Source organism: Streptomyces sp. NBC_00122 (assembly GCF_045160845.1).
GTDB lineage: Bacteria > Actinomycetota > Actinomycetes > Streptomycetales > Streptomycetaceae > Streptomyces.
In genome coordinates this window covers 5949937-5974574 of the sequence record NZ_CP108191.1, presented here as the reverse complement: position 1 = coordinate 5974574, position 24638 = coordinate 5949937, and the positions used below count along the sequence as shown (strand labels likewise).

General features: G+C 72.6%; 19 protein-coding genes. 7 read left to right on the top strand and 12 right to left on the bottom strand.

Annotated features, from left to right (window positions below; translation table 11 throughout):
• Positions 1 to 134: 134 nt before the first annotated feature.
• Positions 135 to 812 (bottom strand): DUF4328 domain-containing protein, encoded by a 678-nt coding sequence (locus OG737_RS27370; RefSeq protein WP_328928877.1) that lies wholly within the window; start codon positions 810 to 812, stop codon positions 135 to 137.
• A gap of 152 nt (positions 813 to 964) precedes the next feature.
• Here OG737_RS27370 and OG737_RS27365 point away from each other — a divergent pair, with 152 nt between their 5' ends.
• The gene (locus tag OG737_RS27365) at positions 965 to 2404 is read left to right on the top strand and encodes an alpha/beta fold hydrolase (protein WP_328928876.1); all 1440 of its coding nucleotides are present in this window, start codon (positions 965 to 967) and stop codon (positions 2402 to 2404) included.
• Here OG737_RS27365 and OG737_RS27360 read toward each other — a convergent pair.
• The 8 genes from OG737_RS27360 to OG737_RS27325 all read right to left on the bottom strand — a co-directional run bounded on the left by OG737_RS27360 (position 2382) and on the right by OG737_RS27325 (position 11468).
• Positions 2382 to 5402, bottom strand: a complete 3021-nt coding sequence (locus OG737_RS27360; RefSeq protein WP_328928875.1) for a glycoside hydrolase family 38 C-terminal domain-containing protein — start codon at positions 5400 to 5402, stop codon at positions 2382 to 2384. The two genes, OG737_RS27365 and OG737_RS27360, sit on opposite strands and share 23 nt — an antisense overlap.
• Positions 5403 to 5452: 50 nt before the next feature.
• On the bottom strand, positions 5453 to 6274 hold the full coding sequence (locus tag OG737_RS27355) for a carbohydrate ABC transporter permease (protein WP_328928874.1): 822 nt from the start codon (positions 6272 to 6274) through the stop codon (positions 5453 to 5455).
• Positions 6271 to 7203 carry a sugar ABC transporter permease gene (locus tag OG737_RS27350; RefSeq protein WP_328930488.1) on the bottom strand — a complete coding sequence of 311 codons (933 nt, stop codon included), beginning with the start codon at positions 7201 to 7203 and terminating at the stop codon, positions 6271 to 6273. Before OG737_RS27350 ends, OG737_RS27355 begins: the two co-directional genes overlap by 4 nt.
• Before the next feature lie 77 nt (positions 7204 to 7280).
• Positions 7281 to 8615, bottom strand: a complete 1335-nt coding sequence (locus tag OG737_RS27345) for a sugar ABC transporter substrate-binding protein (RefSeq protein WP_328928873.1) — start codon at positions 8613 to 8615, stop codon at positions 7281 to 7283.
• Positions 8616 to 8970: 355 nt separating this feature from the next.
• On the bottom strand, positions 8971 to 9138 hold the full coding sequence (locus OG737_RS27340) for a hypothetical protein (protein WP_328928872.1): 168 nt from the start codon (positions 9136 to 9138) through the stop codon (positions 8971 to 8973).
• Positions 9139 to 9357: 219 nt separating this feature from the next.
• Positions 9358 to 9714, bottom strand: a complete 357-nt coding sequence (locus OG737_RS27335; protein ID WP_328928871.1) for a hypothetical protein — start codon at positions 9712 to 9714, stop codon at positions 9358 to 9360.
• A gap of 135 nt (positions 9715 to 9849) precedes the next feature.
• A complete protein-coding gene (locus tag OG737_RS27330; protein ID WP_328928870.1) occupies positions 9850 to 10791 on the bottom strand; it encodes a serine/threonine dehydratase in 942 nt (313 codons plus the stop codon).
• Between the two features lie 14 nt (positions 10792 to 10805).
• Positions 10806 to 11468: a TetR/AcrR family transcriptional regulator C-terminal domain-containing protein gene (locus OG737_RS27325; protein ID WP_328928869.1), complete on the bottom strand. Its 663-nt coding sequence runs from the start codon at positions 11466 to 11468 to the stop codon at positions 10806 to 10808.
• A 169-nt stretch (positions 11469 to 11637) separates the two neighbouring features.
• Between OG737_RS27325 and OG737_RS27320 the strand changes: the two genes are divergently transcribed.
• From OG737_RS27320 to OG737_RS27295, 6 genes are all read left to right on the top strand, one after another.
• Complete coding sequence (locus tag OG737_RS27320; protein WP_328928868.1) at positions 11638 to 13326, top strand: ricin-type beta-trefoil lectin domain protein; 1689 nt, start codon at positions 11638 to 11640, stop codon at positions 13324 to 13326.
• Positions 13327 to 13378: 52 nt separating this feature from the next.
• A complete protein-coding gene (locus tag OG737_RS27315) occupies positions 13379 to 15817 on the top strand; it encodes an alpha-N-acetylglucosaminidase TIM-barrel domain-containing protein (protein ID WP_328928867.1) in 2439 nt (812 codons plus the stop codon).
• A gap of 134 nt (positions 15818 to 15951) precedes the next feature.
• A complete protein-coding gene (locus tag OG737_RS27310; RefSeq protein ID WP_328928866.1) occupies positions 15952 to 16155 on the top strand; it encodes a hypothetical protein in 204 nt (67 codons plus the stop codon).
• 43 nt (positions 16156 to 16198) lie between these two features.
• The gene (locus tag OG737_RS27305) at positions 16199 to 17791 is read left to right on the top strand and encodes a molybdopterin-dependent oxidoreductase (RefSeq protein WP_328928865.1); all 1593 of its coding nucleotides are present in this window, start codon (positions 16199 to 16201) and stop codon (positions 17789 to 17791) included.
• 203 nt (positions 17792 to 17994) lie between these two features.
• A complete protein-coding gene (locus OG737_RS27300) occupies positions 17995 to 19278 on the top strand; it encodes an MFS transporter (protein WP_328928864.1) in 1284 nt (427 codons plus the stop codon).
• Between the two features lie 157 nt (positions 19279 to 19435).
• Positions 19436 to 20611: a serine hydrolase domain-containing protein gene (locus tag OG737_RS27295; RefSeq protein ID WP_328928863.1), complete on the top strand. Its 1176-nt coding sequence runs from the start codon at positions 19436 to 19438 to the stop codon at positions 20609 to 20611.
• Positions 20612 to 20672: 61 nt separating this feature from the next.
• Here OG737_RS27295 and OG737_RS27290 read toward each other — a convergent pair whose 3' ends face one another.
• The 3 genes from OG737_RS27290 to OG737_RS27280 form a co-directional block, all read right to left on the bottom strand.
• Entirely contained in the window at positions 20673 to 21938 is a 1266-nt protein-coding gene (locus tag OG737_RS27290; protein ID WP_328928862.1) for a cytochrome P450, read from the bottom strand.
• Between the two features lie 83 nt (positions 21939 to 22021).
• Complete coding sequence (locus OG737_RS27285) at positions 22022 to 23269, bottom strand: Ig domain-containing protein (RefSeq protein WP_328928861.1); 1248 nt, start codon at positions 23267 to 23269, stop codon at positions 22022 to 22024.
• 89 nt (positions 23270 to 23358) lie between these two features.
• A complete protein-coding gene (locus OG737_RS27280) occupies positions 23359 to 24252 on the bottom strand; it encodes a LysR family transcriptional regulator (protein ID WP_328928860.1) in 894 nt (297 codons plus the stop codon).
• Between the last annotated feature and the right edge of the window lie 386 nt (positions 24253 to 24638).

Genomic DNA, 24638 nt, shown 5'->3' with positions numbered 1-24638 from the left:
CCTCGCGCGGGGGTGATGTCCCTGTTCTAGCGAGGGGAGCCCGGTTTTGCAACTAGGTGCAAAACCGGGTGAGGCCCTGCCGGCCCGGGATTACCGGGCCCGGCGGCCCGGCCCGCCGCCACCTGTGGCGGAGTTCACGCCCCCGACTGCATCGCCGAGAGACGGCGCACGAAGACGACGGCCAGTCCCGCCGCGACGGCGAAGAGCAGGTCCGCGGCCATGGCCACCAGCGTGGCGCCGGCCATCCCGTCCGCGGTCGTGGCGGCGGCCGCCAGCCGGTTCCCGGACAGCGACACCACCATCGCCGCGCCGATCCCGCCGGCCCAGGCGGTGACGGGGAGGGCCGACACGGGCGACGCGGCGCTGCCGGGCAGCCTCGACGCACTGGCCACCCACACCTTCATGGCGATCAGGAACGGCAGGACGGTCCACCCGACGGCGGGGATGAACCAGACCCCGATCGCCCAACCGGCGCCCCGCCGGAACGTCCCGGGAGCCCACACCGCCGCGTTCACCCGGACCCGGTGGAACCAGACGATGAACACCACGGCCGTGGGGGCCATGGCCAGCAGGACCAGGCTCACCGACCCCGAGTACGGCCCCCAGCCCGGCCCGGCGCCCAGCAACGGGCCCGCCCCGAGCGCGTCCAGCTCCAGGTACCGGTTGAGCCCGGCGGCCACGGCGAGCAGCCGGGTCGCGGCGCACAGGCCGAGCAGCACGGTCAGCGCCGTGGCCAGGCCCTTCGGCGAGCGGACGAGCGGGCGCAGCGGGGGCGCGCCGAGCGGAGGCAGCGAACCGGTGGCGAAGGACATGACGAGGGACCCCCCATGGGTGCACGGTGACATGAAGAAACCCGCCGACGGGGGCGGGCAGGCAGGAACATACGGCAACGGCGCGAGTACGGTCCATGCCGGTGCCGGCGCAGCGCCCCCGCGACCCGTACCGTGCCCGTACTGTCTGCCGGATGACGGAGCACCACACCCTGACGGCGAACGGCGTCCGGCTGGCGTACGAGGCGGCCGGGCCCGAGGACGGCGAACCCCTGGTCCTGCTGCCCGCACTCGGCGAGAACGCCGGGCACTGGGCTCCCGTACGCGACGAACTCGCGCGGGAGCGCCGGGTGTACGCCCTGGACCTGCGCGGGCACGGGCGCAGCGAATGGACGGCGCGGTACTCGCTGGAGCTGATGCGGGACGACGTACTGGCCTTCCTGGACGCGCTCGGACTCGACCGGGTGGACCTGGCCGGGCACTCGATGGGCGGCGTCGTGGCGTACCTGGCCGCGCAGGAGCAGCCGCACCGGGTGGTCCGGCTCGTCCTGGAGGACGTCCCGGCCCCCTTCCCGCGCGAGGCGGTCCGGCCCGTGCGGCCGGACGGCGAACTCGACTTCGACTGGGCCATGGTCCTCGCGGTACGGGCCCAGCTGGACCGGCCGGATCCCGCCTGGCCGGCGCTTCTCGGCCGGATCACGGCCCCGACCCTGGTCGTGGCGGGCGGCCCCACCAGCCATGTCCCGCAGGAAGGCATCGCCGAACTGGTCCGCCGGCTCCCCGACGCCCGGATGGCGACGATCCCGGTCGGCCACCTGGTCCACGCCGCGGCGCCGCGGGAGTTCACCGAAACCGTGTCGGCCTTCCTCGAAGACCGGGCCGACGGCGAGCTCGCCCGCCGCTGGCTGGCCGAGGACGGCATCACGCAGACCGGTCCCGGCCTGTGGAGCGACCACGACTCCCCGGGCGCGCCGCGGACGGCGGCCGACATGGCCGATGACTGGGGATGGCAGGTGTTCCGGGACGAACGGCTCCCCCTGGCCGACCGGCTGCGGGTCGCCTTCGGCCTGATGGACCTGCTCGGCAGCGACACACGGGTGACCGGCCAGCTCCACCTGTCCCACCTCGGGGAGGACGGACCGCTCCCCGCCGCGGTCCTGTGGAACGGCTTCCGGCGGCGGCTGGAGGCGCAAGCGGAGTCCGCGGCCGTCGGCGACTGCCTGTGGCTCGACTGGTTCGAGGACCGCCGGACCGCGGGGACGGCCTTCGCCGAGGTACTCGGCGACGACATCGGCCGACTGCCCGGACGGCAGCTGCCGGCGGATCCCGTCCGGGATCCGCTGGTGCGCCGCGCCCGGCGGGTGCTGGAGGTCTCCGGCCCGGTGCCCTGGCCGGTCAAGGCCGCCGCCTACGAGACGGCGGCCCTGGTCCCCGTACTGCACCCGGCCCTCTTCCGGGCCCTGCTGGCGAGCCACCACGATCTGTACGGGGATCTCGAACCGGCCCCCGCGCTGGCCCTGTTGGAACGGCTGCGGATCCCTGCGGACACCGAGCACCTGGCCGCACTGCGCGACGCGCTGCGGGCCGGGCGGCGGCACGCCTACCGCGACATCAGCGGCGCAGGCGGATCGTGAGGATCTGGAAGGGACGCAGGGTCAGGGCGACCGTGCCGTCCGGTGCGGGAGAGCCCACCGCCGTGCCCTCCAGGGGGCGTTCGAGGAGGTCGCTCTCGACGGCCGCCGTGATCGGGAAGTCCGCAGCGAGCGTGGCCGTGGCGCGGCCGCCCCGGGATTCGTAGAGGCGGACGATCACGTCGCCGCCGCGGTCCTCGGCGAGCTTGACCGCCTCGACGACCACCGCGTCGTCGTCCACCGCCACCAGCGGGGCGACCGGGCCCGCGCCCGGCACCACGCGCTCGGGCAGGTTCAGCGCGTGGCCCTCGCGGACCGCGTCCCCGATCTCCGCGCCGGGCGCGAGCGCGAACCGCAGCGTGTGGGAGCCCTGGTCGGTCTCCGGGTCGGGGTAGCGCGGAGCGCGCAGGAGCGAGAGCCGGATGGTGGTGGTCTGCCCGCCGTCGGCCCGCACGTCGCGGGTCACGTCGTGCCCGTACGTGGATTCGTTGAGCAGCGCGACGCCCCAGCCGGGCTCCTCGGCGTGGATCCAGCGGTGGGCGCAGATCTCGAACTTGGCCGCCTCCCACGAGGTGTTGGTGTGGGTGGGCCGGTAGACGTGCCCGAACTGGGTTTCGGAGGCGGTCCGTTCGGCCTTCACGTCCAGCGGGAAGGCGGCCTTGAGGAACTTCTCGGTCTCGTGCCAGTCCACGTCCGTGACGATGTCGAGCGTCTTGGCTCCGGCCCGCAGCGTGAGGGACTGGACCGCCTTCGAGCGGCCGAAGGAGCGGGTGACCCGGACGGTGACGGACGAGGGGCCGCTCCCGGCGACCTCCAGCGCGTCCAGCTCCACGAGGTCCGTGACCTTGTTGCGGTAGAACGCGTCGACGTCCCAGGCATCCCACATGTTCGGGAAGTCGGGATGGATCTGGAGCAGGTTCGCGGCGGCCCCGGGCGCGACCGACTCGCGGCGCGCCTCCAGGTCGTAGGCGGAGACGACCAGCCCGCGGCCGTCGATCTCCACCAGCAGCCGCCCGTTGGCCAGGACGTGCCCGCCGCCGTGCCGCTCCTCCACGGTGACGGGCGCTCCCGCCTCGGCGGGGTGGCCCGCGCCGCCGGCCGGGATGCCGCGCCGGGTGTGCGGGGCGCAGTTGAAGACCAGTTCCTGCGTGCCCTCCCCCGCGAGTGCCTGCTGCGCGGCCAGGGTGATGCCCTGGAGCTCCTCGCGCAGTGCCCGGTACGTCTCGCGCGCCTCGCGGTGCACCCAGGCGATGGAGGAGCCGGGCAGGATGTCGTGGAACTGGTGCAGCAGCACTGTCTTCCAGATCCGCTCCAGGTCCTCGTACGGGTACCCGTACCCCGGCACCTTCACCGCGGCGGTGGCGGCCCACAGCTCGGCCTCCCGCAGCAGCGATTCGCTGTGCCGGTTGCCCTGCTTGGTCTTGGCCTGGGAGGTGTAGGTGCCGCGGTGCAGCTCCAGGTAGAGCTCGCCCGCCCAGACGGGCGCGTCCGGGTACTCGGCGTGGGCCTTCTCGAAGAAGGCGTCCGGCCGCTCGATCTCGACCCGCGGGGAGCCTTCGAGGTCCCGCTGGCGCTGGGCGCGGGCGAGGTGTTCGCGGGTGGGGCCGCCGCCGCCGTCACCCCAGCCGAACGGGGTCAGCGACCGCGTACCCCGGCCCTTCTCACGGTAGTTGCGGGCGGCGTGGGCCAGCTGGGCGCCGCCGAGGTCGGAGTTGTAGGTGTCGACGGGCGGGAAGTGCGTGAAGACGCGGGTGCCGTCGATGCCCTCCCACCAGAAGGTGTGGTGCGGGAACTTGTTGACCTGGGACCAGCAGATCTTCTGGGTCAGGAACCACTTGGAGCCGGAGAGCTTGACGATCTGCGGCATCGCGGCGGTGTAGCCGAAGGAGTCGGGGAGCCAGACGTTGTGCGTCTCGATGCCGAACTCGTCGAGGAAGAACTTCTTCCCGTAGAGGAACTGGCGGGCCATGGCCTCGCCGCCGACCATGTTGGTGTCGGACTCCACCCACATCCCGCCGACCGGCACGAACTGCCCGTCCGCGATCTTCTTCTTGACCCGTTCGAAGAGCTCGGGCCGGTACGTCTTGATCCAGTCGAGCTGCTGCGCCTGCGACATGGCGAAGACGAACTCGGGGTGCTCGTCCATCAGGTTGACCATGTTGGACGAGGTGCGCGAGACCTTGCGCACCGTCTCGCGCAGCGGCCACAGCCACGCGGAGTCGATGTGGGCGTGGCCGACGGCGCTGATCCGGTGCGCGGAGGCGTGGGCGGGCGCGGCGAGCACGCCCGCCAGGCACGACCGGGCGGAGGCCGCCGTACCGGCCACGTCGCCGAGGTCCACCGCGTCCAGTGCCGCCTCGACGGCGCGCAGGATCTCGTACCGGCGGGCGTCCGCGGTGTCGAGCTGCGTCATGAGGTCGTAGAGGACTTCGAGGTCCTGGACCAGTTCCCAGACCTCGGTCTCGAAGACGGTGAGGTCCATCCGGGCGAGCCGGTAGAGGGGCTGGTCGCCGCTGGTCAGCCGGTCGCCCTCGGACGTGGCCGAGTGGTCGACCAGGACCGGGTTGGAGGCGGCCTCGACGTACCACTCGACGCGCTCGCCGCCCGCGGCGCGGTCGGCGACGCGCACCCAGTCGTTGTACGGGTTCAGCGCTTTGACCTCGCCGCCGTCGGGCCGGTGGACCAGGCCCTCGCACTGGAAGCCGGGCATCATCCGGTCGAAGCCGAGGTCGAGGACGGCCTCCACCGTACGGCCGGCCCAGTCGGCCGGGACGGTGCCGCTGACCTTGAACCAGGTGGTGCCCCAGGCCGGGCCCCACGTGTCGCCGATCGCGCAGGGCTCGTACGTCGCCGCCAGGCCCTCGGCGACGGGGACGGGTTCGCCCGGGGCCTCCCAGCGCTCGACGGTCAACGGGACCGGGCGGGAGTGGACGGCGGGCTTGATGCGCTCCTTGAGGACCCGGCGGAGGCGGTGTTCGGTGACGCTGCGGTCGTCGTGCATGACGGCTGCTCCAGGGGAGGGTGGTCGGTACGGGCGGTGGACGGACCGGCTCAGGTCTTGACCGCTCCCTCGCCCACGCCCTTGAAGAAGAAACGCTGGAGGGCGAAGAAGAGGAGCATCATCGGGATGAGCGCGGCCATCGCGCCGGCGGCGATGAGCCGCTGGTCGTTGACGGTGGTGACGCCGGCCAGGGTCTTCAGGCCGAGTTGCAGGGTGTAGTTGTCGCTGTTGGTCAGGACCAGCAGGGGCCAGAGGAAGTCGTCCCAGGCGCCCATGAAGCTGGTGATGCAGACGACGGCCAGGGCGCCCTTGGCCGCGGGGAGGAAGACCCGGGTGAAGCGGGCCCATTCGCCCGCGCCGTCCAGGACCGCGGCTTCCTCCACCTCCTTGGGCACGGACAGGAAGGCCGCCCGCATGATCATGATGTTGAGGACGGAGACCGCGCCGGGGAGCCAGACACCGATGAGGGTGTCGACCAGACCCATCCCGCGGACGGTCAGGAACATCGAGATCATCACGGATTCGAAGGGGAACATCAGGGATGCCACCAGGACGGTGAAGACGGTCTTGCGGCCCTTCCAGGCGGCCCGGGACAGGGCGTACCCGCCCATCGACGCGAACAGCGTGTTCGAGGTGATGGCGAGGACGGCCACGATCAGGGTGTTGCCGACGTACTGGAGGAGCGGGAAGGACTCGGCGACCCGGACGTAGTTGTCGAGGGTGGGCTGCGAGGGCAGCACCCCGTCGTACACGTTCTCCGTGCGGCCACGGATCGAGGTCAGGAACTGCCACACGATCGGCCCCAGCATGACCGCCAGCATCAGCACCAGCGTGGCGTACCGGCCGGCCGGACCGGTCCAGGGGCGCCTCACCTCTCGTCTCCCTTCGACAGACGGCGGCCCAGCAGGCTGAAGACCAGCGTCAGGAGGAACAGCAGGATGGAAATCGCGGAGGCGTAGCCCGTCTCGCCGGAGAAGCCGAGGCCGACCTGCCGGATGAGGAAGGGCAGGGTGCGGGCGCCGCCGCCGGGACCGCCGCTCTCGCCGCCGAGGATGTAGATCTCGGTGAAGACGCGCAGCGCCGAGATGGCGGAGAGGGTGCCGACCAGCAGCATCATCGGCTTCACCTGGGGGACGGTGATGCTGAAGAAGCGGCGGACGGGGCCGGCGCCGTCGAGCGCGGCCGCCTCGAGGAGGGAGGCGGAGACGTTCCCGAGGGCCGCCAGGTAGAAGACCATGTAGTAGCCGAGGCCCTTCCACACGGTCACGATCATCGCGGAGACCAGCAGCATCGTGCTGTCGGTCAGGAACGGCACCGGCTCCGAGACCAGGCGCAGCTTCAGGAAGACGGTGTTGACCAGTCCGTCGCTCCGCAGCACCCATTGCCAGATCAGGCCGACGACCACGGCGGAGGCGATCACCGGGGTGTAGAAGGCGGACCGGAAGAACCCGATGCCGGGGACCTTCGTCTGCACGAGGACCGCGAGGGCCAGCGGCAGGAAGACCAGGCAGGGCACGACGACCACGAGGTACAGGACGCTGTTGCCGGTCGCGACCCAGAAGTCGGGGTCGGCGAAGGCCCGGGTGTAGTTGTCGAAGCCGACGAAGGTGCCGCCGCGCAGGATCCGGGAGTCGGTGAGCGAGAGGATCACGGTGTTGACGAACGGCCAGAGACTGAACAGCGTCACCATCAGCAGACCGGGGGCGAGGAAGAGGTAGGGGGTCCACCAGGTGCGGTGGACCAGCCCGGTGTCGGCCTCCATGGCCGTCTTCGCCTTCCGCGACCGTCTGCGGTGCCGCATGCGGTCCCGGGCGCCGGCCACTTCGACGCCGGTCCCATCCACGCCGGTCGTTTCGGCGCCGGTCACTTGGACGCCCGTCACTTGCGCGCCGCTTCGGCGAGGAGCTTGTTGGCCTCCTCCTGGGCCTTCTTCACCGCCGTGCGGGCATCCTGTTCGCCCTTGATGGCCTTCTGCACCTCGCGTACGACGGCGTCGCCCACCTGGTTGGTCCACTGGACGGGGGTGTTGGCGTCGAGCTCGGCGGTCTTCAGCTGCTCGGCGCCGACCGCGCGGGCGAGGGTCTCCGCATCCCTGCCGTCGCCCTTGTCCGCGAAGTACGGGTCGGCGAGGCCCCGGGCGTTGGAGGGGTAGATGGTGGCCTTCTTCGAGAACTCCACCTGGTTGGGACCGTTGGTGACCCACTTGGCGAACTCGGTCGCCGCGTCGAGGTGCTTGGTGTCCTTCTTGATGCCGAGGCACTGGGCGTAGATGCCTATGTGGCCGAGCTTGCCCGTGACGGCGCCCGCGACCTGGGTGCCGGCGTAGACCTGGGGGGCGTTTCGCTTGATGTCCTTGACGAAGCCCGGGGAGCCGGGGCCGAAGACGAGCTTTCCGCCGCCGTAGAGCTGGTTGATGTCGTCGGACTTGAGCAGGGACTCCTTGGGCATGGCGCCCTTGGCGTACAGGTCCTTCATCCGCTCCACCCACGCGACGGCCGTGGCGGTGTCGAAGGTGAACCGTTCGCGCTTCTCGTCGAGGAGGGGTACGCCCATCTTCTGCCAGTCACCGGGCAGCCGGCCCTTGGGGTCGGCCATGAAGGCGGAGTACCGGCCGCCGGACGAGGCGGCGATCTTCTCGGCGTAGTCGAAGAACTGCTCCACGCTGGTGGGCGGCTCGGCCGGGTTCAGGCCCGCCTTCTCGAAGAGCTCCTTGTTGTAGGTGAGGATCTCCGGGGTCACGTACCAGGGGTACGCGTACACGCCGTCGCCCCTGCCCGGGAGTTTGAACTGCTCCCAGGCGCCCGGCACGTACTCCTGGGCGACCGCGCCGTCGAGTTTGGCGACGTCGGCGAGCATGCCCCGGTCGCCGAGGAGCTGGAAGGAGTCGGTGGAGAGGTTGACCACGTCCGGGAGGGCTCCGGCCTGGGCGTCGGCGACGAGCTTCTCGTTGTAGCCGTCGCCCGGGACGTCCTCCCATGTGACCTTGACCTCGGGGTACTTCTTCTCGAAGCCGTCGATCACGCCCTGTACGTACTCCGTGAACGTGGGCTTCAACTGGAGCGTGCGGAAGGTGATCTCACCCGCCACTCTGCCGGTCTTCGCGGCCTCCTCGACATCCCCGGAGCCGCCGCCCATGCCACACGCGGCGGTCGAGAGGAGGACGCCGGCCGCCAACGCGGCAACGGCGATACGGGTCGGTTTCGCACGGGTCATCGTCGCCGCCTTCGCAGAAGTCCGGCCTCGTTGCCGGAGGCGGTGCCCACGGTCGCCGGAAAGCAAGACCTCGTCAATGAGGCAGGAGCGGCGGTGGCCGGTGCCACATGTGTGCCGAATGGCGCGGCGGCGCCGCACCGGCCCCGGGGGCCTTGATCCAACCCGCCACGACCTGGACTAATGCGCTTTAGTTCAAAGGTGGTCGACCGTGATATCGATTCAATAACGAAGCTGGCCAACCGTCACGATGTGACTCCTTATCGACGGTTCACGGCGACCCGACTAATGCGCTTTACCGGTGCACCGCGAAACCGCTTTAGCTCCGCGGCCTTTCGGGGTGCGCCGGGGGCGCCGGTCAGCAGCGGGGTGCGGCATGGCGGTTCTCCTCGGCGAGGTCGGTGAAGGGGAGCGGGCGGCAGGCACTGCCGACGCGGGCGGTGAGGTCGTCGCAGCCCGCCTCGACGGCAGCGGTGAAGGTGAAGAACGAGCAGCAGCCGGCCTCGCGTGCCACGAGCTCACGCACTCGTTCCTCGACACCCGGCCCGCCGCTCAGCTCAAGGCGCACACCCAGACGCCCGGGCCGGGACAGCCACGTCAGGCGCTCGTCGAGCAGAGCGTCCCACTCCGCGACCCGCAGGGGCCGCTCCTCGGTGGGCAGTGTGCAGCACGGCGTACCTGGGTACCGGATGCAAGCACCTGGCTTGACCGTGTCCCCGCCGCGGGCCGCGGACGCGCACCGGCCCTACTCCATCGGGTACTCGGCCTTCTCGGCGAGCTTGCCGTCCTTGAAGCAGAAGCGCAGCACCGTCTCCTTGCCGTTCTTGGGGTCGCCGCTGGACATGTACCAGGAGCAGGTGCTGCCCTCCGGCTGGGCCGGACCGTCCTCCTTGAGGACGCTCTTGGCGAGGGACTCGCCCGACGGGAGCTTGGCGCGGACCTCGCTCTCCGGGTCACCGGTCTTCACGGCCTCGTAGACCTTGGGGTCGACCAGGGTCTTGTCCATGAACTTGTAAATGCCGAAGACCGCGACCGCGGCGAGGCCGATGCCCAGCACCAGCGCCACCCCGCAGCCGATCAGACAACCCTTGCGCTGTGCCACGCCCGTTCCTCCGTGTCGTTCGTCGCGTCCGGCGGCCGTCGCCTGGACACTACGAACCCTCACAAACGGGCGGGCCCGGGGCTGTCCTCGAAAGTCGTCGGCCGCCGCGACGATCGTCGTCCGTCCGGGCCGGGCTCAGATCCCGGGGACCACCAGGTCCGCGGGGTCCGTGTTGGCCCCGCAGAGGATCACGGCGACCCGCTCGCCCAGCGGCCGCGACGCGTCGCGCAGCGCTGCCAGCGCGGTGGCCGCGCCCGCCTCGACCACGAGCCGGTGCTCCTCCCAGAGCGCGCGCCGGGCGGCCGTGATCGCCCCGTCCGGGACCAGGACCGACCGCACGGCCTCGTCCTGCGCGGCGGCCAGCGCGTCCCAGGAGACCCGGGTGGCCCCGAGGGAGTCGGCGGCCACGGAGTCCACGGCGACGTCGACCGGGCGGCCCGCCGCCAGGGCCGCGTTCAGGGCCCGGCAGTTCTCCGGCTCGGCGGCGACCACCCGTACGCCGTGTTCACGGGCGGCGGTGGCGACCCCGGCGAACAGTCCGCCGCCGCCGACGGCTACGACCACGGTGTCCAGCCCGGGCAGGGCGGCCCGGACCTCGTCGAGCAGGGTCCCGGCGCCCGCCGCGATGAGCGGGTGGTCGTAGGCGTGGCTGCTCAGGGCTCCGCTCGCGGCGGCGAACTCCTCGCAGGCGGCCAGCGCTTCGGCGTACCGGTCGCCGACGAGCCGTACCTCGGCCCCGTACCCGCGCAGCCGTTCCACCTTCACCCGGGGGGCGCCCACGGGCAGGAACACGGTCGCGGGCACGGACTGCGCGCGGGCCGCCCAGGCGCAGGCGAGGCCCGCGTTGCCGCCGGAGGCGATGGTGACGCCGGCCTCCGGGAGGGTGCCGGCCTCGCGGTGGGCGGCGAGGAAGTTGCGCGCGCCGCGGGCCTTGAAGGAGCCGGTGTGCTGGAGGTGTTCCAGCGCGTACCAGACGCCCTGGGCCGCCGGGGCCACGGCGACGGGGCGTACCGCTCCGGCGATCCGGTCGGCGGCGGCGCGTACGGCGGCGTAGTCGAGCTGCTGTTCCGGTTGCATGGTCGGTCTCCTCGTCAGGCGGTGGGCCCGGCGGGCGGCCGGGCGGGCCGGGCGGCCTCGATCAGCTGGCGCAGGGCGCCGTAGTACACCTCGTGGTCCGTCAGCGGCGGCAGTACGTCGGCCAGCCCGCCCGTGAGCACCGGGAACTCGGCCGGGTCCAGCGCGGCCAGGGCCGCCCGGGAGGCGGCGGTGGCTCCGGCCGGGTCCCGGTGGTCCACGAAGGCCGCGCTGCCCAGGGTGAGCAGGTACATGCGGCGGTAGACGGTCATCGCCTCGGCGGCGGTCATCCCCGCGGCCACGCTGTCGGCGAGCGCGGGTTCCACGAGCCGGGCCAGCAGCTGCCGCCCGAGCCAGGGGCGGCCGCCGCGCAGGACGAGCAGCCCGGGGTGGGCGGTGAGCAGCCGGTACAGCGCGCCGAACCGCTGCTCGGCGGCGTCCGCCCAGTCCGTTCCGGCGGGGACGTCGGGGAGCTGCGCGGCCAGGTGCTCGGTGCAGAGGTCCAGCAGTCCGGCGAGGTCGGCGCAGCGGCGCTGGACGGTGGCGTGGGAGACGTCGAGCCGGTCGGCGAGGGCGCGGAAGCTCAGGGCGGCGGGCCCTTCCTCGTCGAGGATGCGCAGGGCGGCGACGGCGATCGCGTCGGGGGTGGCCCGGTCCAGGGCGGCTGATCTCCTCGGCATGAGATACACCGTAACATACGCCGTATCACACCCTTAGTGCGTCATCGACTGCGGCCATATTGCTGGTCATTGGCGGATATTCATCGACTTCCGTTGACAGCGGGTAGTCGCGTCGCTGCACTGGGCGCACGACTGCCCCACTGCCCCACGTCCACGTCAAGGAGACTCCGTGCCGCCTCGCCTGCGCACCTCGCTCCCCTGTCTGACCGCGGCCGCCCTGTTCGCCCTGGCGCTCTCACCCGCCCCGGCGGGGGCCGAGCCCACCGCGACCTCCGACACCCCGCTCGCACTCACCCCGCCCATGGGCTGGAACAACTGGGCGCACTACATGTGCGACATCGACGAGGCCAAGGTCGTCGCGAACGCCGACGCGCTCGTGTCCACCGGGCTCGCCGCCAAGGGCTACGACACGGTGACCGTCGACGACTGCTGGATGACCAAGAGCCGCGACGCGCGGGGCGCGCTGGTCGTCGACGAGGAGAAGTTCCCGCACGGCATGGCCTGGCTCGGCGACCACCTGCACGCCAAGGGCCTGAAGTTCGGCATCTACCAGGACGCCGGCTCCCTCACCTGCGAGAAGTACCCGGGAAGCGGCGCCCCCCAGGGCGGCGGCGCGGACCACTACGCGCAGGACGCCCGGCAGTTCGCCTCCTGGGACGTCGACTACGTCAAGATGGACGGCTGCAACCTGTGGGTACCGGAGGGCAGGACGAAGGAACAGGCCTACCGGGACGCGTACAACGCCGTCGCCTCGGCCCTGCGAGCGAGCGGCCGGGACATGGTGCTGTCGGCCTCCGCGCCCGCCTACTTCCAGCAGGGTGAATGGGGCGGCTCCGACTGGCACAAGGTCCTCGGGTGGGTCGGCGAGACCGGCCAGCTGTGGCGCGAGGGCCGGGACATCAAGGTGTACAACCCCGCCACCCCCGCCACGTCCCGGTGGAGCTCGGTGATGGGCAACTACGGCTACAACCGCTGGCTGGGCCGGTACGCGGGCCCCGGCAACTGGAACGACCCCGACTTCCTGATCGCGGGCGCCCCCGGACTCAGTGACGCCGAGAGCCGCAGCCAGGTCGCCCTGTGGGCCATGATGGCGGCCCCCTTCATCCTGTCCTCCGAGGTCTCCCACCTGACACCGGGCGGGCTCGCCGCCCTCGGGAACACCCGGCTCATCGAGCTGGACCAGGACCCCATGGGCCGTCAGGGAGCGGTGGTCTCCTCGAACGCGACCTTCGAGATCCTGGTCCGGCCGCTCGCGAACGGCGACCGCGCGGTGGCCGTGCTCAACCGCTCGGGCGCCGCCCGCGACATCAACGTGCCGCTCGACGAGATCGGGCTGCCGTCCTGCACGGCCGACGCGCGGGACCTGTGGAGCGGGCAACGCCGGGAGGTCTCCGAGACGTTGACCGGGAGGCTGGCCGGTCACGACACGGCCGTCTGGCGGCTCACCCCGCGCGGCTGCGCCCAGGCCGTGCCGACCGGGCAGATCGTCGGTGACGGCGCCAAGTGCGCCGACGGGGCCAACACCACCGGTGTCGGCGCGGTCGTCATGGGGACGTGCACCGGAGCCCCCGACCAGCGGTGGAGCGCGGGCGGCGACGCGCGCCTGCGGCTGGCCGGCGAGTGCCTCTCGGCCGGCGAGGACGGCCTGGTGGAGCTGGCGGACTGCGCGCCCGCGGAGGCCGGGCAGCGGGGCCAGAGCTGGGCACACCGCCGCGACGGGGCGCTCGTCGAGGAGGCGAGCGGACTGTGCCTGACGGCCCCGGCCGCGGCCGCCACCCCGGACGCCCCGGCCGCACGGCTGCGGCTGGCCCCCTGCGGCGACCACCGGGTCGACCAGGCCTGGGCCCTGCCGGTCTGACGGCGGACGGATGACGCACCCGAACCCGGACCCGACGCCGAACCGGAGACCAATGCCCGAGCCCGACCCGAACCCCGACCCCGGCTCTCGCCCCGGCCCCGAGCTCAAGCGCGCGCCCGCGCCCGCACCACGACGCGGGCGCCTGCCCGTCCCCCGCCCGGTCGCCCTCGCCGCCCTCCCCGCGGCGCTGCTCGCCCTGGTCTGCGCGGGGCCCGCGCCCGGCGCCACCGCCCCGGGCGCGCGGCCGCCCGTACGGGCCGACGTACACGGCGACGCGCGGGACGGCGCGCACCCGGCCGGGCCCGGCCGGGCCGGCCTGCCCGTACGCCTCCGCGCGCGCGGCGCCCAGCCGCCGGCCGCGCCGCGCCCCCGGACCTTCGACGTCGCGCCCGCGCGGGCCTCCCTGCAGCGGCTGCTGCCGCGCCACGCAGGACAGTTCACCCTCGTGCCCGACTCGGCGGCCGCCGCCGACACCTTCACCGTCTCCGGAACGCCGGGCGCGATCACCGTGCGCGGCAGCACCGGAGCCACCCTGCTCACCGGTGTCGGCTGGTACCTCCAGCACGTCGCCGGAGCCGACATCGGCTGGCCCGGCGACAGCATCGGCATGCTCCCCGCCGAACTGCCGGAGGTCCCGGCCCCGGTCACCCGCAGCGCGCTCGTACCGCACCGGTACGCGCTCAACGACACCGACGACGGGTACTCCGGCCCGTACCGCTCCTTCGAGGAGCACCAGCGGCAGATCGACCTGCTCGCCCTGCACGGCATCAACGAGGTGTTCGTGCAGGTCGGCGCCGAGTACCCGTACTACCGGGCGCTCCAGGGCTTCGGCTACTCCGCCGAGGAACTGCGCCGGTGGATCCCCGGCCCCGGCCACCAGAGCTGGTGGCTGCTGCAGAACCTCAGCGGCTTCGGCGGCCCGGTCTCGGAGCGGCTGATGCGCGAGCGCGCCGAGCTGGGCGGCCGGATCGCGGACCAGTTGCGCGGGCTCGGCATGACCCCGGTCCTGCCCGGCTACTTCGGCACCGTGCCGCCGGAGTTCGCCGCCCGCAACCCGGACTCGGCCACCGTGCCGCAGGGCGACTGGGCGGGCTTCGACCGGCCGGACTGGCTGGACCCGGCCTCACCGGCGTTCGGGAAGCTGGCCGCCGCGTACTACGCGGAGCAGCGGGCGGTGTTCGGGGACAGCACGATGTACCGGATGAGCCCGCTGCACGAGGGCGGCCGGACGGGCCCGGTGGACGTGAAGTCCGCCGCGGGGGCGGTCCAGGCCGCCCTGCACGCCGCCCACCCGGGCGCGCTGTGGGCAGTGCTCGGCTGGCAGGACGACCCGACGGCGGAACTCCTGGCCGGCGTGGACACCTCGAAGCTGCTGATCCTGGACGGTCTGTCGGACCGGTACAACCGGCTGGACCGCGAAACCCGTTGGGGCGGCGCTCCCTACGCGATGGGCACCATCTACAACTTCGGCGGGCACACCACCATCGGGGCGAACACCTCCGTGTGGATCGAGCGCTTCGGCCCCTGGCGCGCCAAGAGCAACAGCGCGCTCACCGGGATCGCCTACCTGCCGGAGGCGACCGGGACCAATCCGGCCGCCTTCGACCTGTTCACCGACCTGGCCTGGGAGCCGGGGCCGATCGACCAGCGCCGGTGGTTCGCCGGCTTCGCGGCCCGCCGTTACGGCCGGCCGGACGCCGAGGCCGCGGCGGCGTGGGAGGAGCTGCGCAAGGGCCCGTACAGCACCTCGTCGGGGCTGTGGTCGGAGTCGCAGGACAGCCTGTTCACCGCCCGGCCGAGCCTGACCGCGGCCGGGGCGGCGTACTGGAGCCCCAAGTCGGTGCGCTATCCGGCCGGTTCGGTCCGCCGGGCACTGGACCACCTGCTCAGGGTGGATCCGCGGCTGCGTACCTCCAGCGCCTATCGGTTCGACCTCGTGGACACCGCCCGGCAGGCGCTCGCCAACCACTCGCGGGTACTGCTCCCGAAGATCAGGGCGGCGTACGAGGCCGGGAACCTGGCCCTCTTCCGCGACCTGACCGACGAGTGGCGGGACGGGGAGCGGAAGCTGGACGCGGTCACCGGCAGCGACCCGAACTTCCTGCTCGGCCGCTGGCTCGACCGGGCCCGCTCCTCGGGCGCCGACCGGGCCGAGCAGGACCGGTACGAGTACGACGCCCGCTCGATCCTCAGTGTGTGGGGCCTGCGCGGCACCAGTGAGGGCGGCTTCCTGCACGACTACGCGAACCGTGAATGGAGCGGCCTGATCTCGGAGTTGTACGCCCCCAGGTGGGACGCGTACTTCGACTCGCTGAAGGAGGCGCTGGTCCGGCGGGCCGCGCCGCGCGCGATCGACTGGCACGCCTTCGAGGAGGAGTGGGCCCGGCGGACCACCCGGCATCCGGTCCGGCCGAGCGGGGACCCGTACGGCCTGGCGGCCGGGATCGCCGCGTCCCTCCCGGCCGCGGCCGCGGCGGCGGCGGCGGACTGACGTACACCCCCGAACGAAGTGATCATCGCTTTATCGGGTGATCGTCACTCTGTCGGGGGAACATCCCTCCTCGTCCGAGGGAGCGCGCACCGGGCGCTCCCTCGGACGGGGCGGGTCCGGAAAGGATCGGGGGCATGTCCGAGACCGAACAGGAGCAAGCCCCAGCCCTACTGCTCGCCGAGGGGGTGGTGGAGCTCCGCAAGCGGCGGGTGATGCCGGACCGCGGCTGGGACGAGGGCGTCCGGGAGGACCTGACCGTCGACGACGGCGTGCTTCCGCGCGCCCGGATCCCCGAGGCGGACGGCGGCCCTGCCGCAGGCGGTGTCGCCGGGGGCTGACCTACCGTGGGGTGTCGGCACAACGACGGAACGGTGAACCCCGATGGACCGTGCGAAGGCAGACCCGGGGCGTCGGCGGCGGCTGTTCGCCGGAGCGGTCAGCGGGCTGGTGGCCGCCGCCGCGGGACTGGCCCTGGCCGAGCTGGCCGCGGCCGCCGTCCGGCCCGAGTCCTCCCCGGTCACTGCCGTCGGCGCGGCCGTGGTCGACCGTACGCCCGCGGCCGTCAAGGAGTGGGCGATCCGGTCCTTCGGCACCGCCGACAAGCTGGTGCTGACGCTCGGCATCGTCGCCGTGCTGGGCGTGGTCGCCGCCGGGGCCGGGATGCTCGCCGTCCGCCACCTCCGCGCCGGGATGGCCGTCGCCGCCGGCTTCGGGCTGTTGGGGGCGGCGGCCGCGCTCGGTCGGCCGGCGGCGTCCTGGCGGGACGCGCTGCCGTCGCTGGTGGGCGGCGCGGCCTCGGCCGGAGTGCTGTACCTGCTGGTCACGGCGGCGAATCGGCCCCGGCCTGCCGGGACTGCGCCCGGCGGCGCCTGGACGATGGACCGCCGCGGCTTCGGGCGGCTGGTCGCCGTCACCCTCGCGGTCTCCGCCGCGGCCGGCCTCGCCGGGCGGCGCCTCGGCGCATACGGCTCCGCCGGAGCGACGGCCTCCCGGGCCCGCTTCCGTCTCCCCCCGCCCGCCGTGCCCGCGCCACCGGTCCCCGCCGGAGCGGATCTCCCGGTGGCCGGCATCTCCCCTTTCATCACGCCCAATCAGGACTTCTACCGCGTGGACACCGCCCTGGTCGTCCCGCGCGTGGACGCGGACACCTGGCGCCTGCGGATCTACGGGGAGGGGGTCGCGAAGCCCCTCGTCCTCGATCTGCGGGAGCTGCTCGCCCGCCCCCTGGTCGAACACGACATCACCCTCTGCTGTGTGTCCAACGAGGTCGGGGGGCCGTACGCGGGCAACGCCCGCTGGCTCGGCGTCCGCCTCGCGGACCTGCTGCGCGAGGCCGGCGTACGGCCGCCGTCCCAGGGCGGGCCGGCCGACCAGCTGGTGTCGCGCTCGGTGGACGGCATGACGCTCGGCACGCCCGTCGAGACGGTGATGGACGGACGGGACGCGCTGCTGGCCGTCGGGATGAACGGCGAGCCGCTGCCCTTCGCCCACGGGTTCCCGGTCCGGATGGTCGTACCGGGCCTGTACGGATACGTCTCCGCCTGCAAATGGCTGAGCGAGCTGCGTCTGACCACCTTCGCCGCGTACGACGCGTACTGGGTGCGCCGGTCCTGGGCGGCGATGGGCCCGGTCAAGACGCAGTCGCGGATCGACACCCCCCGCCCGTCCTCGACGCTCGCGCCGGGCCCGGTCGCGGTCGCAGGGGTGGCGTGGGCGCAGCACCGGGGGATCGCGCGGGTCGAGCTACGCGTGGACGGCGGCCCCTGGCACGAGGCGCGGCTGGGGGCCTCGGACGGCGCCGACACGTGGCGCCAGTGGGTGTGGCCGTGGCAGGCGACCGCAGGCCGGCACACCCTGGAGGTCCGCGCCACGGACGGCACGGGCACCCCTCAGACGGGGGAACGCACCGGGACCCTGCCCGACGGGGCGACCGGCTGGCACGCGGTGACGGTGCGGGTCGGACCGGGTGTGTGAGCCGTGGAGCTTCGGGTTCCACTCCGCCTGGGACGACCTGCTCGGCACCGGCGCCGGGCAGGAGGCCGGGGCGATGACCGGCCCGCCGGTCGGCCGGGCCCGGTTCGGGTGGGGCCTGATGGGCGTCGGAGCTCGCGCCGCCGGGCGCGGGCTGGTGAAATCGACTGCCGACGCCACGAAGTGCCCCTGTTAGCCTGATCGACATGATCAAGAGCGGGTTAGGGCAACGGATACCCAGCGGGGCGGCTTCCGGTCCGCAGCGAGCTCTGATCACCGCCAGTTTCGTCAGCAGGGTGGGCAATGGTCTCTTCAACACCGCTGCCATCCTCTACTTCACGTTCGTGGTGCACCTGCCCGCCACGCAGGTAGGGGCGGGTCTGACGATCGCCGGCCTGTGCGGCTTGGCGGCCGGCATACCGGCGGGGAATCTCGCCGACCGGTACGGGCCACGCACGATCTGGCTGGTTTCCCTCGCCCTGCAGGCCGCCACCATGGCGGCATTCGTCTTCATCGACAGCTGGCTCGCGTTCACGCTCGTCGCCGCTCTGGACCGGCTGGCCGCCACGGCGGGCGGCGCCGCGGGCGGTGCGCTCATCGCAAGGGTCGGCGGTGAACATCCCGCCGCCTTCCGGGCCAGACTCCGGACCTTCGTCAATCTCGGCGTCGTCGTGGGCACCCTGGGCGCGGCCTTCGCCATCCAGATCGACACTCGCCCTGCCTACACCGGGCTGATCCTCGCGAACGCCGCCAGCTTCGCCTGCGCCGGACTGATCGCGTTCCTGGGCGTCCCGGACTACCGGCCTCTGCCCCGGCCCAAGGAACACCGTCAGTGGTCCGTCCTGGCCGACCGGCCGTACGTGTCCTTCGTCGCGCTCTACAGTGCCATGGGCCTGCAGTACCAGACCGTCTCCCTGCTGCTGCCGATCTGGCTCACCGCCCACACCGACGCACCGCGCTGGACCGTGGCAGCGGTCTACGCGATCAACAGCGGCGTCTGCGTACTGCTCCAGAGCAGACTTGGCTCCAAGGTGGAGACCCCACGACAGGGCGGCCGCGCCTTCCGCCGCGCCGGGCTCCTGTTCCTCATCAGCTGTCCGTTGATGGCACTGACAGCCGATGTTCCCGCGTGGGTCGCGCCGGCGCTCGCCGTCCTCGCCGTGTGCGTCCACAGCGTCGGAGAGGTGTGGGAGTCGTCGGGCGGCTACGCGCTCGGCTTCGGCCTCGCACCCGACCATGCCCAAGGGCAGTATCAGGGACTCTTCGGCATCGGCTTCCACGCGGGCCAAGCCCTCGCCCCTGTCATCCTTACCGGGGCAGTCCTTGCGCTCGGACACACGGGATGGCTGCTCCTCGGCCTGTTCTTCGCGGGTCTGGGCGCGGCAGGACCTCCGGTGGCCGCATGGGCCGAGCGGACCCGCCCCGGGAAACCGGGTACGGAGGCTTCCGCACCACGCCGACAAGGTGAATCCCCGCTGGAGGCCGCTTAGCAGCCGGTGCTGTCGCCGGTCACAGCACCGGGTGTCGGCCGTCACTCCCGGAGCGCTTCCGGAGCGCGGCGGGCGACACCCCCGGTTAGCCTGCGAGACGAGGCCTGCAATCGCGGAATGGGGGAACTTCGCCTTCGACCTGCATGGAGGCACCACCGTGCGCAGTTCCAAGACCTTCACCCTCACCTGCGTGCACCTTCTTCTGGGCGCCGCGCTGGCGCCCGGCTGCACCCTCAGCCGGGCCGAGAGCGCCGCGAAGCAGTGCCCGGCCGGCCAGGTGTCCCGAGGCGGCACCTGCATTCCGGCCGATACCGCGGCCTTCACCAGGCAGCAGGTGGCCGACGCGCTCAAGAAGTACAAACTGACCGCGGCTATGGCCGAGGTGTGGGTCGACGGCGAGCGGGTCTCGGCCGCCGCGGCCGGGGAGACGGTGACGGGCTTCCCCGCGACGACGGACATGCGCCTTCGCATCGGCTCGGTCGCGATCCCCTATATGACGACCGAGCTGCTGAAGCTGGTCGACGAGGGCAAGGTCACGCTCGACGACAAGATCTCCCGCTGGCGCCCGGACCTTCCGCACGCGGACGAGATCACGCTGAAGATGCTGGCCTCCGCCTCCTCCGGGTACGCGGACTACGTCACGGACAAGGCCTTCATCGCCGATCTGTACAAGGACCCCTTCCAGTTCTGGACGGGTGAGGAGCGCGTGCAGATCGCGGTCTCCAAGCCCCTGGTGCTGCCCCCCGGTTCGGGCTTCGCCTACTCGCACGCCAACTGGGTGATCCTGGGCGACATCATTTCCAGGATGAGGGGCAAGCCCCTGGGTGAGGTGATGCGCGAGGACGTCCTCGGGCCGATGGGCCTGACCCACACCGACATCTCGTCCAGGGCCGAGATCCCCGCGCCGGTGCTCCACGGCTTCGACAACGAGCGGGGCGTGTTCGAGGACGCCACCTACTGGAATCCGTCGTGGACGATGGCGGAGGGCGCGGTGATGACCGGAACGCTGGAGGACATGGCGAAGTCCTTCGCGGCGATCGGCGAGGGGAAGCTGCTGACGCCCGAGTCGCACAAGGTTCAGCTCACCCCCGTCGTGAAGATCAAGGGGAACGCCTGGTTCGCCCTGGGTCTGCCGGTGCAGAACACCTGGATCCTCCAGAACCCGTCCTTCGCCGGCTACGCGGGCACGGTCGCGTACCTGCCGTCCAAGAAGATCGCCATCGCCACGGTGGCGACCCAGGGCCTCGGCAGCACCGTCCAGAACGCCAGCTCGAACGTCCTGGAGGCGATCGCCAACCATCTGGCCCCGGAGCGGCCCGTGAACCTGGGGTGACGGCCTGGGGTGACGCGCCGCCCGCCGGGATCGGGTCCCGGCGGCCGGCGGAGCCCGGGTCCTACGGCCGGACCGGGCGGACCGGCAGCGACTGGACGTTGTTGCTTATGAAGCTGCGCTGGTGCGGGAGTTCGGCCTCGGGGACCGCGAGATCGAGGTCGGGAAAGCGGGTGAAGAGCCGCTCCAGCGCGATCGTGGCCTCCAGCCGGGCGAGCGGGGCGCCCATGCAGTAGTGCGCTCCGTGGCCGAAGGAGAGGTGACGGGCGGCCGTGGGACGCGTGATGTCGAACCGGTCGGCGTCCGGGCCGTGGAAGGCCTCGTCGCGGCCGGCCGCGGTGTATCCGGCGAGCACCGGGGTGCCCTGCGGGATCACGGTGCCGTCGACGGTCAGGTCGCGCGTGGGGTAGCGGAAGGGGAACCAGCTGACCGGGCCGTCCCAGCGCAGTGTCTCGTCCACCACGTCCGACCAGGTGGCCTTCCCGTCCAGGACGAGGGCGAGCTGGTCGCGGTGGGCGCACAGGGCGCGGACGGCGTTGGTGATGAGGTTGAGGGTGGTCTCGTGGCCCGCGACGAGCATCAGCCGCATGGTTCCGATGAGTTCGGCCTCGCTGAGCCGGTCGCCGTCGTCCTCGCGGGCGGCGATCAGACCGCTGGTGAGGTCCTCCCCGGGAGCCGCCCGCCGGGCGGCCGCGATCGTGCCGATGAGGGCGACGAGCTCCTGGAGCGCGGCCATCTTCTCGGCCGGGGTGATGTCGGTCGCGATGATCACCGTGTTGGTCAGGTGGTGCAGTCGGCCCCGGTGCTCGGGGTCCACGCCGAGCAGCTCGCAGATGACGTTCATCGGGAGCGGGAGCGCGAAGTGCGCATACAGGTCGGCGACCCCGTCCGGGGTCTCGGCCGCGGCCCGGCCGAGGTCGTCGAGGAGTCCTGCGGTCAGCTCCTCGATGCGGGGCCGCAGCCGTTCGACCTGGCGGGCCGTGAAGGCCTTGCCGACCAGCGAGCGGAGCCGGCGGTGGTCGGCGTCGTCGGCGGTGTGCATGCCCTGGGCGTTGGCGAAGACCCGCAGCGGCCAGTCCGGGGGGATGGTGCCGTCGTGCAGGGACGGGAAGTGCCGCGCGTCCTTGGCCACGTCCGGGTGGGCGAGGAACTCCTTCAGCGCCTCGTGCCCGAGGACGACCGCGCCGGGCACCGCGCCGGGCAGTACGACCTCCGCCACGGCGCCCTGGGCACGCAGCCGGGCGTTCAGGGCGTGCGGGCAGCCGCCCGCGGGGTCGATGACGTGCGGGGTGTCCGAAGCGTGCGGGGCGGAAGAAATGTGGGACGACAAGCCGGCTCTCCTGACCTGATGAACGAGACTCGGTCAACAGTGCGGCTTGGGGGGCGGGTTGTACAAGCCCGCCCCGCCCCGTCTCAGAACCAGTTGACGGTCAGTGCGAATGCCGTGCCTGCGGTGCCCCCGGCGGAGTCGGTGACGGCGGCGGTGACCTGGACCGTGCCGCTGCCCCAGGGCTTGCCGGTGACCCGTCCGGTGGCGCTGTCGAGGGTCAGACCCCACGGCAGGCCGGTGGCCGCGTACCGGACGGGGGGCTTTCCGCCGGTGGCGGTGAGCTGGATGGCGCAGGACTGGTTGAACTTGCACGTCTGCGGGCCCGGGTTGGCGAGCTTCAGATGCCCGGGAGTGGGGGTCGGCGTGGGGGTGGGGGTCGGTGTCGGTGTGGTGCCGCAGTCCGGGGCGGCCTCCGGCGGCAGCGGCACCCGCCAGATCTGGGTATCGTTCTCCGACCCGACGAGCAGGCTCGCGCAATCGGCGTACGTCACCGTCTCCCCCTGAGACTGGGCGGGGAGCGCGACGTCCGCGAGCTTGGCTCCCGAGGTGTCGTACACGGAGGCCGTGTTGGCGCCCAGCGGTCCGCCGCTGCGCAGGGAGTACGAGGCTCCCGTCGGCGAGAACGCCCCGTCGGTGGCGAACACGGGGCCCGGCCGGACCGCGGTGAGGGTGTTGAGCTGCCCCGTCACCGGCGGGAGCGGTGCCTGGTACAGCTGGCCCGCCGCTCCGATGACCTTGCTCGCGACGTAGAGCCGTCCGGTGACGGGGTCGGCGAGCAGGGACTCGGCGTCGTGCCGGCCGTCGGCGTAGGCGAACCGGTAGGTGGCCGGCGTGACCGCGGCGTCGGCGAGCCGCTCGGGCTCGGCGAACGCGTGCACGGTGATCTCCGCGCGGCCGCTGAAGTTGTCCCCGATGTCGCCGACCAGGACCGTCGGCCCGCCGCTCGCGTCCTTGCCGATCGCCAGCCCCTCCCAGTCGGTGTTGCCAACGCCGGAGACGGTGAACGTGGCCGCGAGCCGGCCGGTGGCGTTGGTGCAGTCGATCGCGAAGACCTGGTTGGTGTTGCCGCTGTCGTTGACGGCGTAGAAGACGCCCGGGTGGCGGCGGCTCATGGCGAGGCCGCTCAGCTCGGCCAGGCCGCCGGGGAGGGCGCACTTCTTCTCCGGCGCCAAGGTGCCGGCGGCCGCGTGGACGGGCGCGGCCGGGCTGGGCGTGGCCGAGGAGGCGGGCGAGGCGGTGGCGGTGGCCACCCAGGCCGTCGCGGACAGGAGCGTGGCGAGGGCCGCGGTCGCGAGGGCGGCGGCCCGTGGGGGTGTCAGGAGTCGGGGCATGCCCACCATGTGATGGCACGTGAGTACGTGGCACCAGGCCCAACCGCCTCCCGTTCGAGCATTGTTCAATGCCGAGCCGGCATGTCTGGTCAGCGCACCGGTTCCCGTACGGGTGCCGTGCGCCCCGCGTGCGCGATGAAGGCGCGGGCCGCGCGGCTCAGCGGCCGCCGGGCGTGCGCGATGCCCACCGGGCGCAGCAGGGACGGTGTGAAGGAGCGGATCTCCGCCCTGCTGCCGAAGGCCCTCGACACCACGTCGCGGTACCAGATGAGGGAGCCGCGGCCGTCCGTCACGCCGGTCACCCAGGCGAGGCGCTCGTCGACCTCGAGGGAGGGTACGGGCCGCACGCCCAGGCAGCTGAACATGGCCTCCATCTCGGTGCGCCGGCCGGTTCCCGGGGTGGGCAGCACCATCGGCAGTCCGTCGAGCATGCGCAGCGGCAGCGGGTCGGGCAGCCGGGAGCCGATCGGCGAGATCAGTACCACCTCGCGCTCCTGGATGTGGTGGGTGGAGAGCTCCTTGTCGACGGGCAGGTCCACCAGCGCCAGCTCGGAGCGCCCCAGGTTCAGCTCCTGGACCAGGGCCTCGCGGCTGTCGTGCTGCTGGATCCTGACGTCCACGCCGGGATGCCTCTCGGCGAAGGCCGTGACCAGGTCGGCGGCCAGGTCGAGGGCGAGGGTGGGCGTGGTGACGAGGGTGAGGACGGCCCGGGAGTCCTTGCCGTGGGGGGTCCCGATGTCGTCGATGGCCTCCACCGCGTTGAGCACGGTGCGGGCCAGCCGGACGACCCGGGCCCCCTCCGGCGTGAGGTCCACCCCCCTTCCCCGGCGTGCGAGAAGTTCGACACCGAGGTCGCGCTCCATCGCCTGGACGGCACGGGACAGCGCGGACTGGGCGACGAACACGGCCGCGGCGGCTCCTGTGATGGACCGGCAGTCGGCCACGGCGACGAGGTAGCGGAGTTGCGCGAGCGTGGGGGTCATGACCGGACGGTAACGGCGCGGGGTTGCACCCGTAAGGGCCACCGGGTGAACAACTACGTGACCCGGCGGGGGCGTTCATGCCGGGTCGGCGGCAACACATGCCGGTGCGGCATGAGCCCGGGGCGTGTCGTGCGCCGGCACGCGCGCCGGAGCCGGCCCCGCCCGTCGGGAAACACCGCAGGCCAGCGGCGTGAGGGGCTCGTTCGGCGGGTCGGGTCGAGGTGCGTTCCGGGTGCACCGCGCGCCCGGTGCGAGCGAAACGATGTACTCCGCATGCCTGTTGACAGTGCACGGCGGTCCCCGCACGATGCATCCCGGCGTGGGGCCGTTTGACCACTGTTCAAGCCCAGCGCACCTGCGGCGGACCGCCCGCAGCCCGTGCGAAC

Bases quoted from the DNA above. Each gene is read 5' to 3' on its own strand.
- OG737_RS27305 (WP_328928865.1), top strand. From the start codon at position 16,199: ATGGACCGTGCGAAGGCAGACCCGGGGCGTCGGCGGCGGCTGTTCGCC.
- OG737_RS27325 (WP_328928869.1), bottom strand. From the start codon at position 11,468: ATGCCGAGGAGATCAGCCGCCCTGGACCGGGCCACCCCCGACGCGATC.
- OG737_RS27285 (WP_328928861.1), bottom strand. From the start codon at position 23,269: ATGCCCCGACTCCTGACACCCCCACGGGCCGCCGCCCTCGCGACCGCG.
- OG737_RS27360 (WP_328928875.1), bottom strand. From the start codon at position 5,402: ATGCACGACGACCGCAGCGTCACCGAACACCGCCTCCGCCGGGTCCTC.
- OG737_RS27315 (WP_328928867.1), top strand. From the start codon at position 13,379: ATGCCCGAGCCCGACCCGAACCCCGACCCCGGCTCTCGCCCCGGCCCC.
- OG737_RS27370 (WP_328928877.1), bottom strand. From the start codon at position 812: ATGTCCTTCGCCACCGGTTCGCTGCCTCCGCTCGGCGCGCCCCCGCTG.
- OG737_RS27280 (WP_328928860.1), bottom strand. From the start codon at position 24,252: ATGACCCCCACGCTCGCGCAACTCCGCTACCTCGTCGCCGTGGCCGAC.
- OG737_RS27350 (WP_328930488.1), bottom strand. From the start codon at position 7,203: ATGCGGCACCGCAGACGGTCGCGGAAGGCGAAGACGGCCATGGAGGCC.
- OG737_RS27310 (WP_328928866.1), top strand. From the start codon at position 15,952: ATGTCCGAGACCGAACAGGAGCAAGCCCCAGCCCTACTGCTCGCCGAG.
- OG737_RS27330 (WP_328928870.1), bottom strand. From the start codon at position 10,791: ATGCAACCGGAACAGCAGCTCGACTACGCCGCCGTACGCGCCGCCGCC.
- OG737_RS27365 (WP_328928876.1), top strand. From the start codon at position 965: ATGACGGAGCACCACACCCTGACGGCGAACGGCGTCCGGCTGGCGTAC.
- OG737_RS27300 (WP_328928864.1), top strand. From the start codon at position 17,995: ATGATCAAGAGCGGGTTAGGGCAACGGATACCCAGCGGGGCGGCTTCC.
- OG737_RS27345 (WP_328928873.1), bottom strand. From the start codon at position 8,615: ATGACCCGTGCGAAACCGACCCGTATCGCCGTTGCCGCGTTGGCGGCC.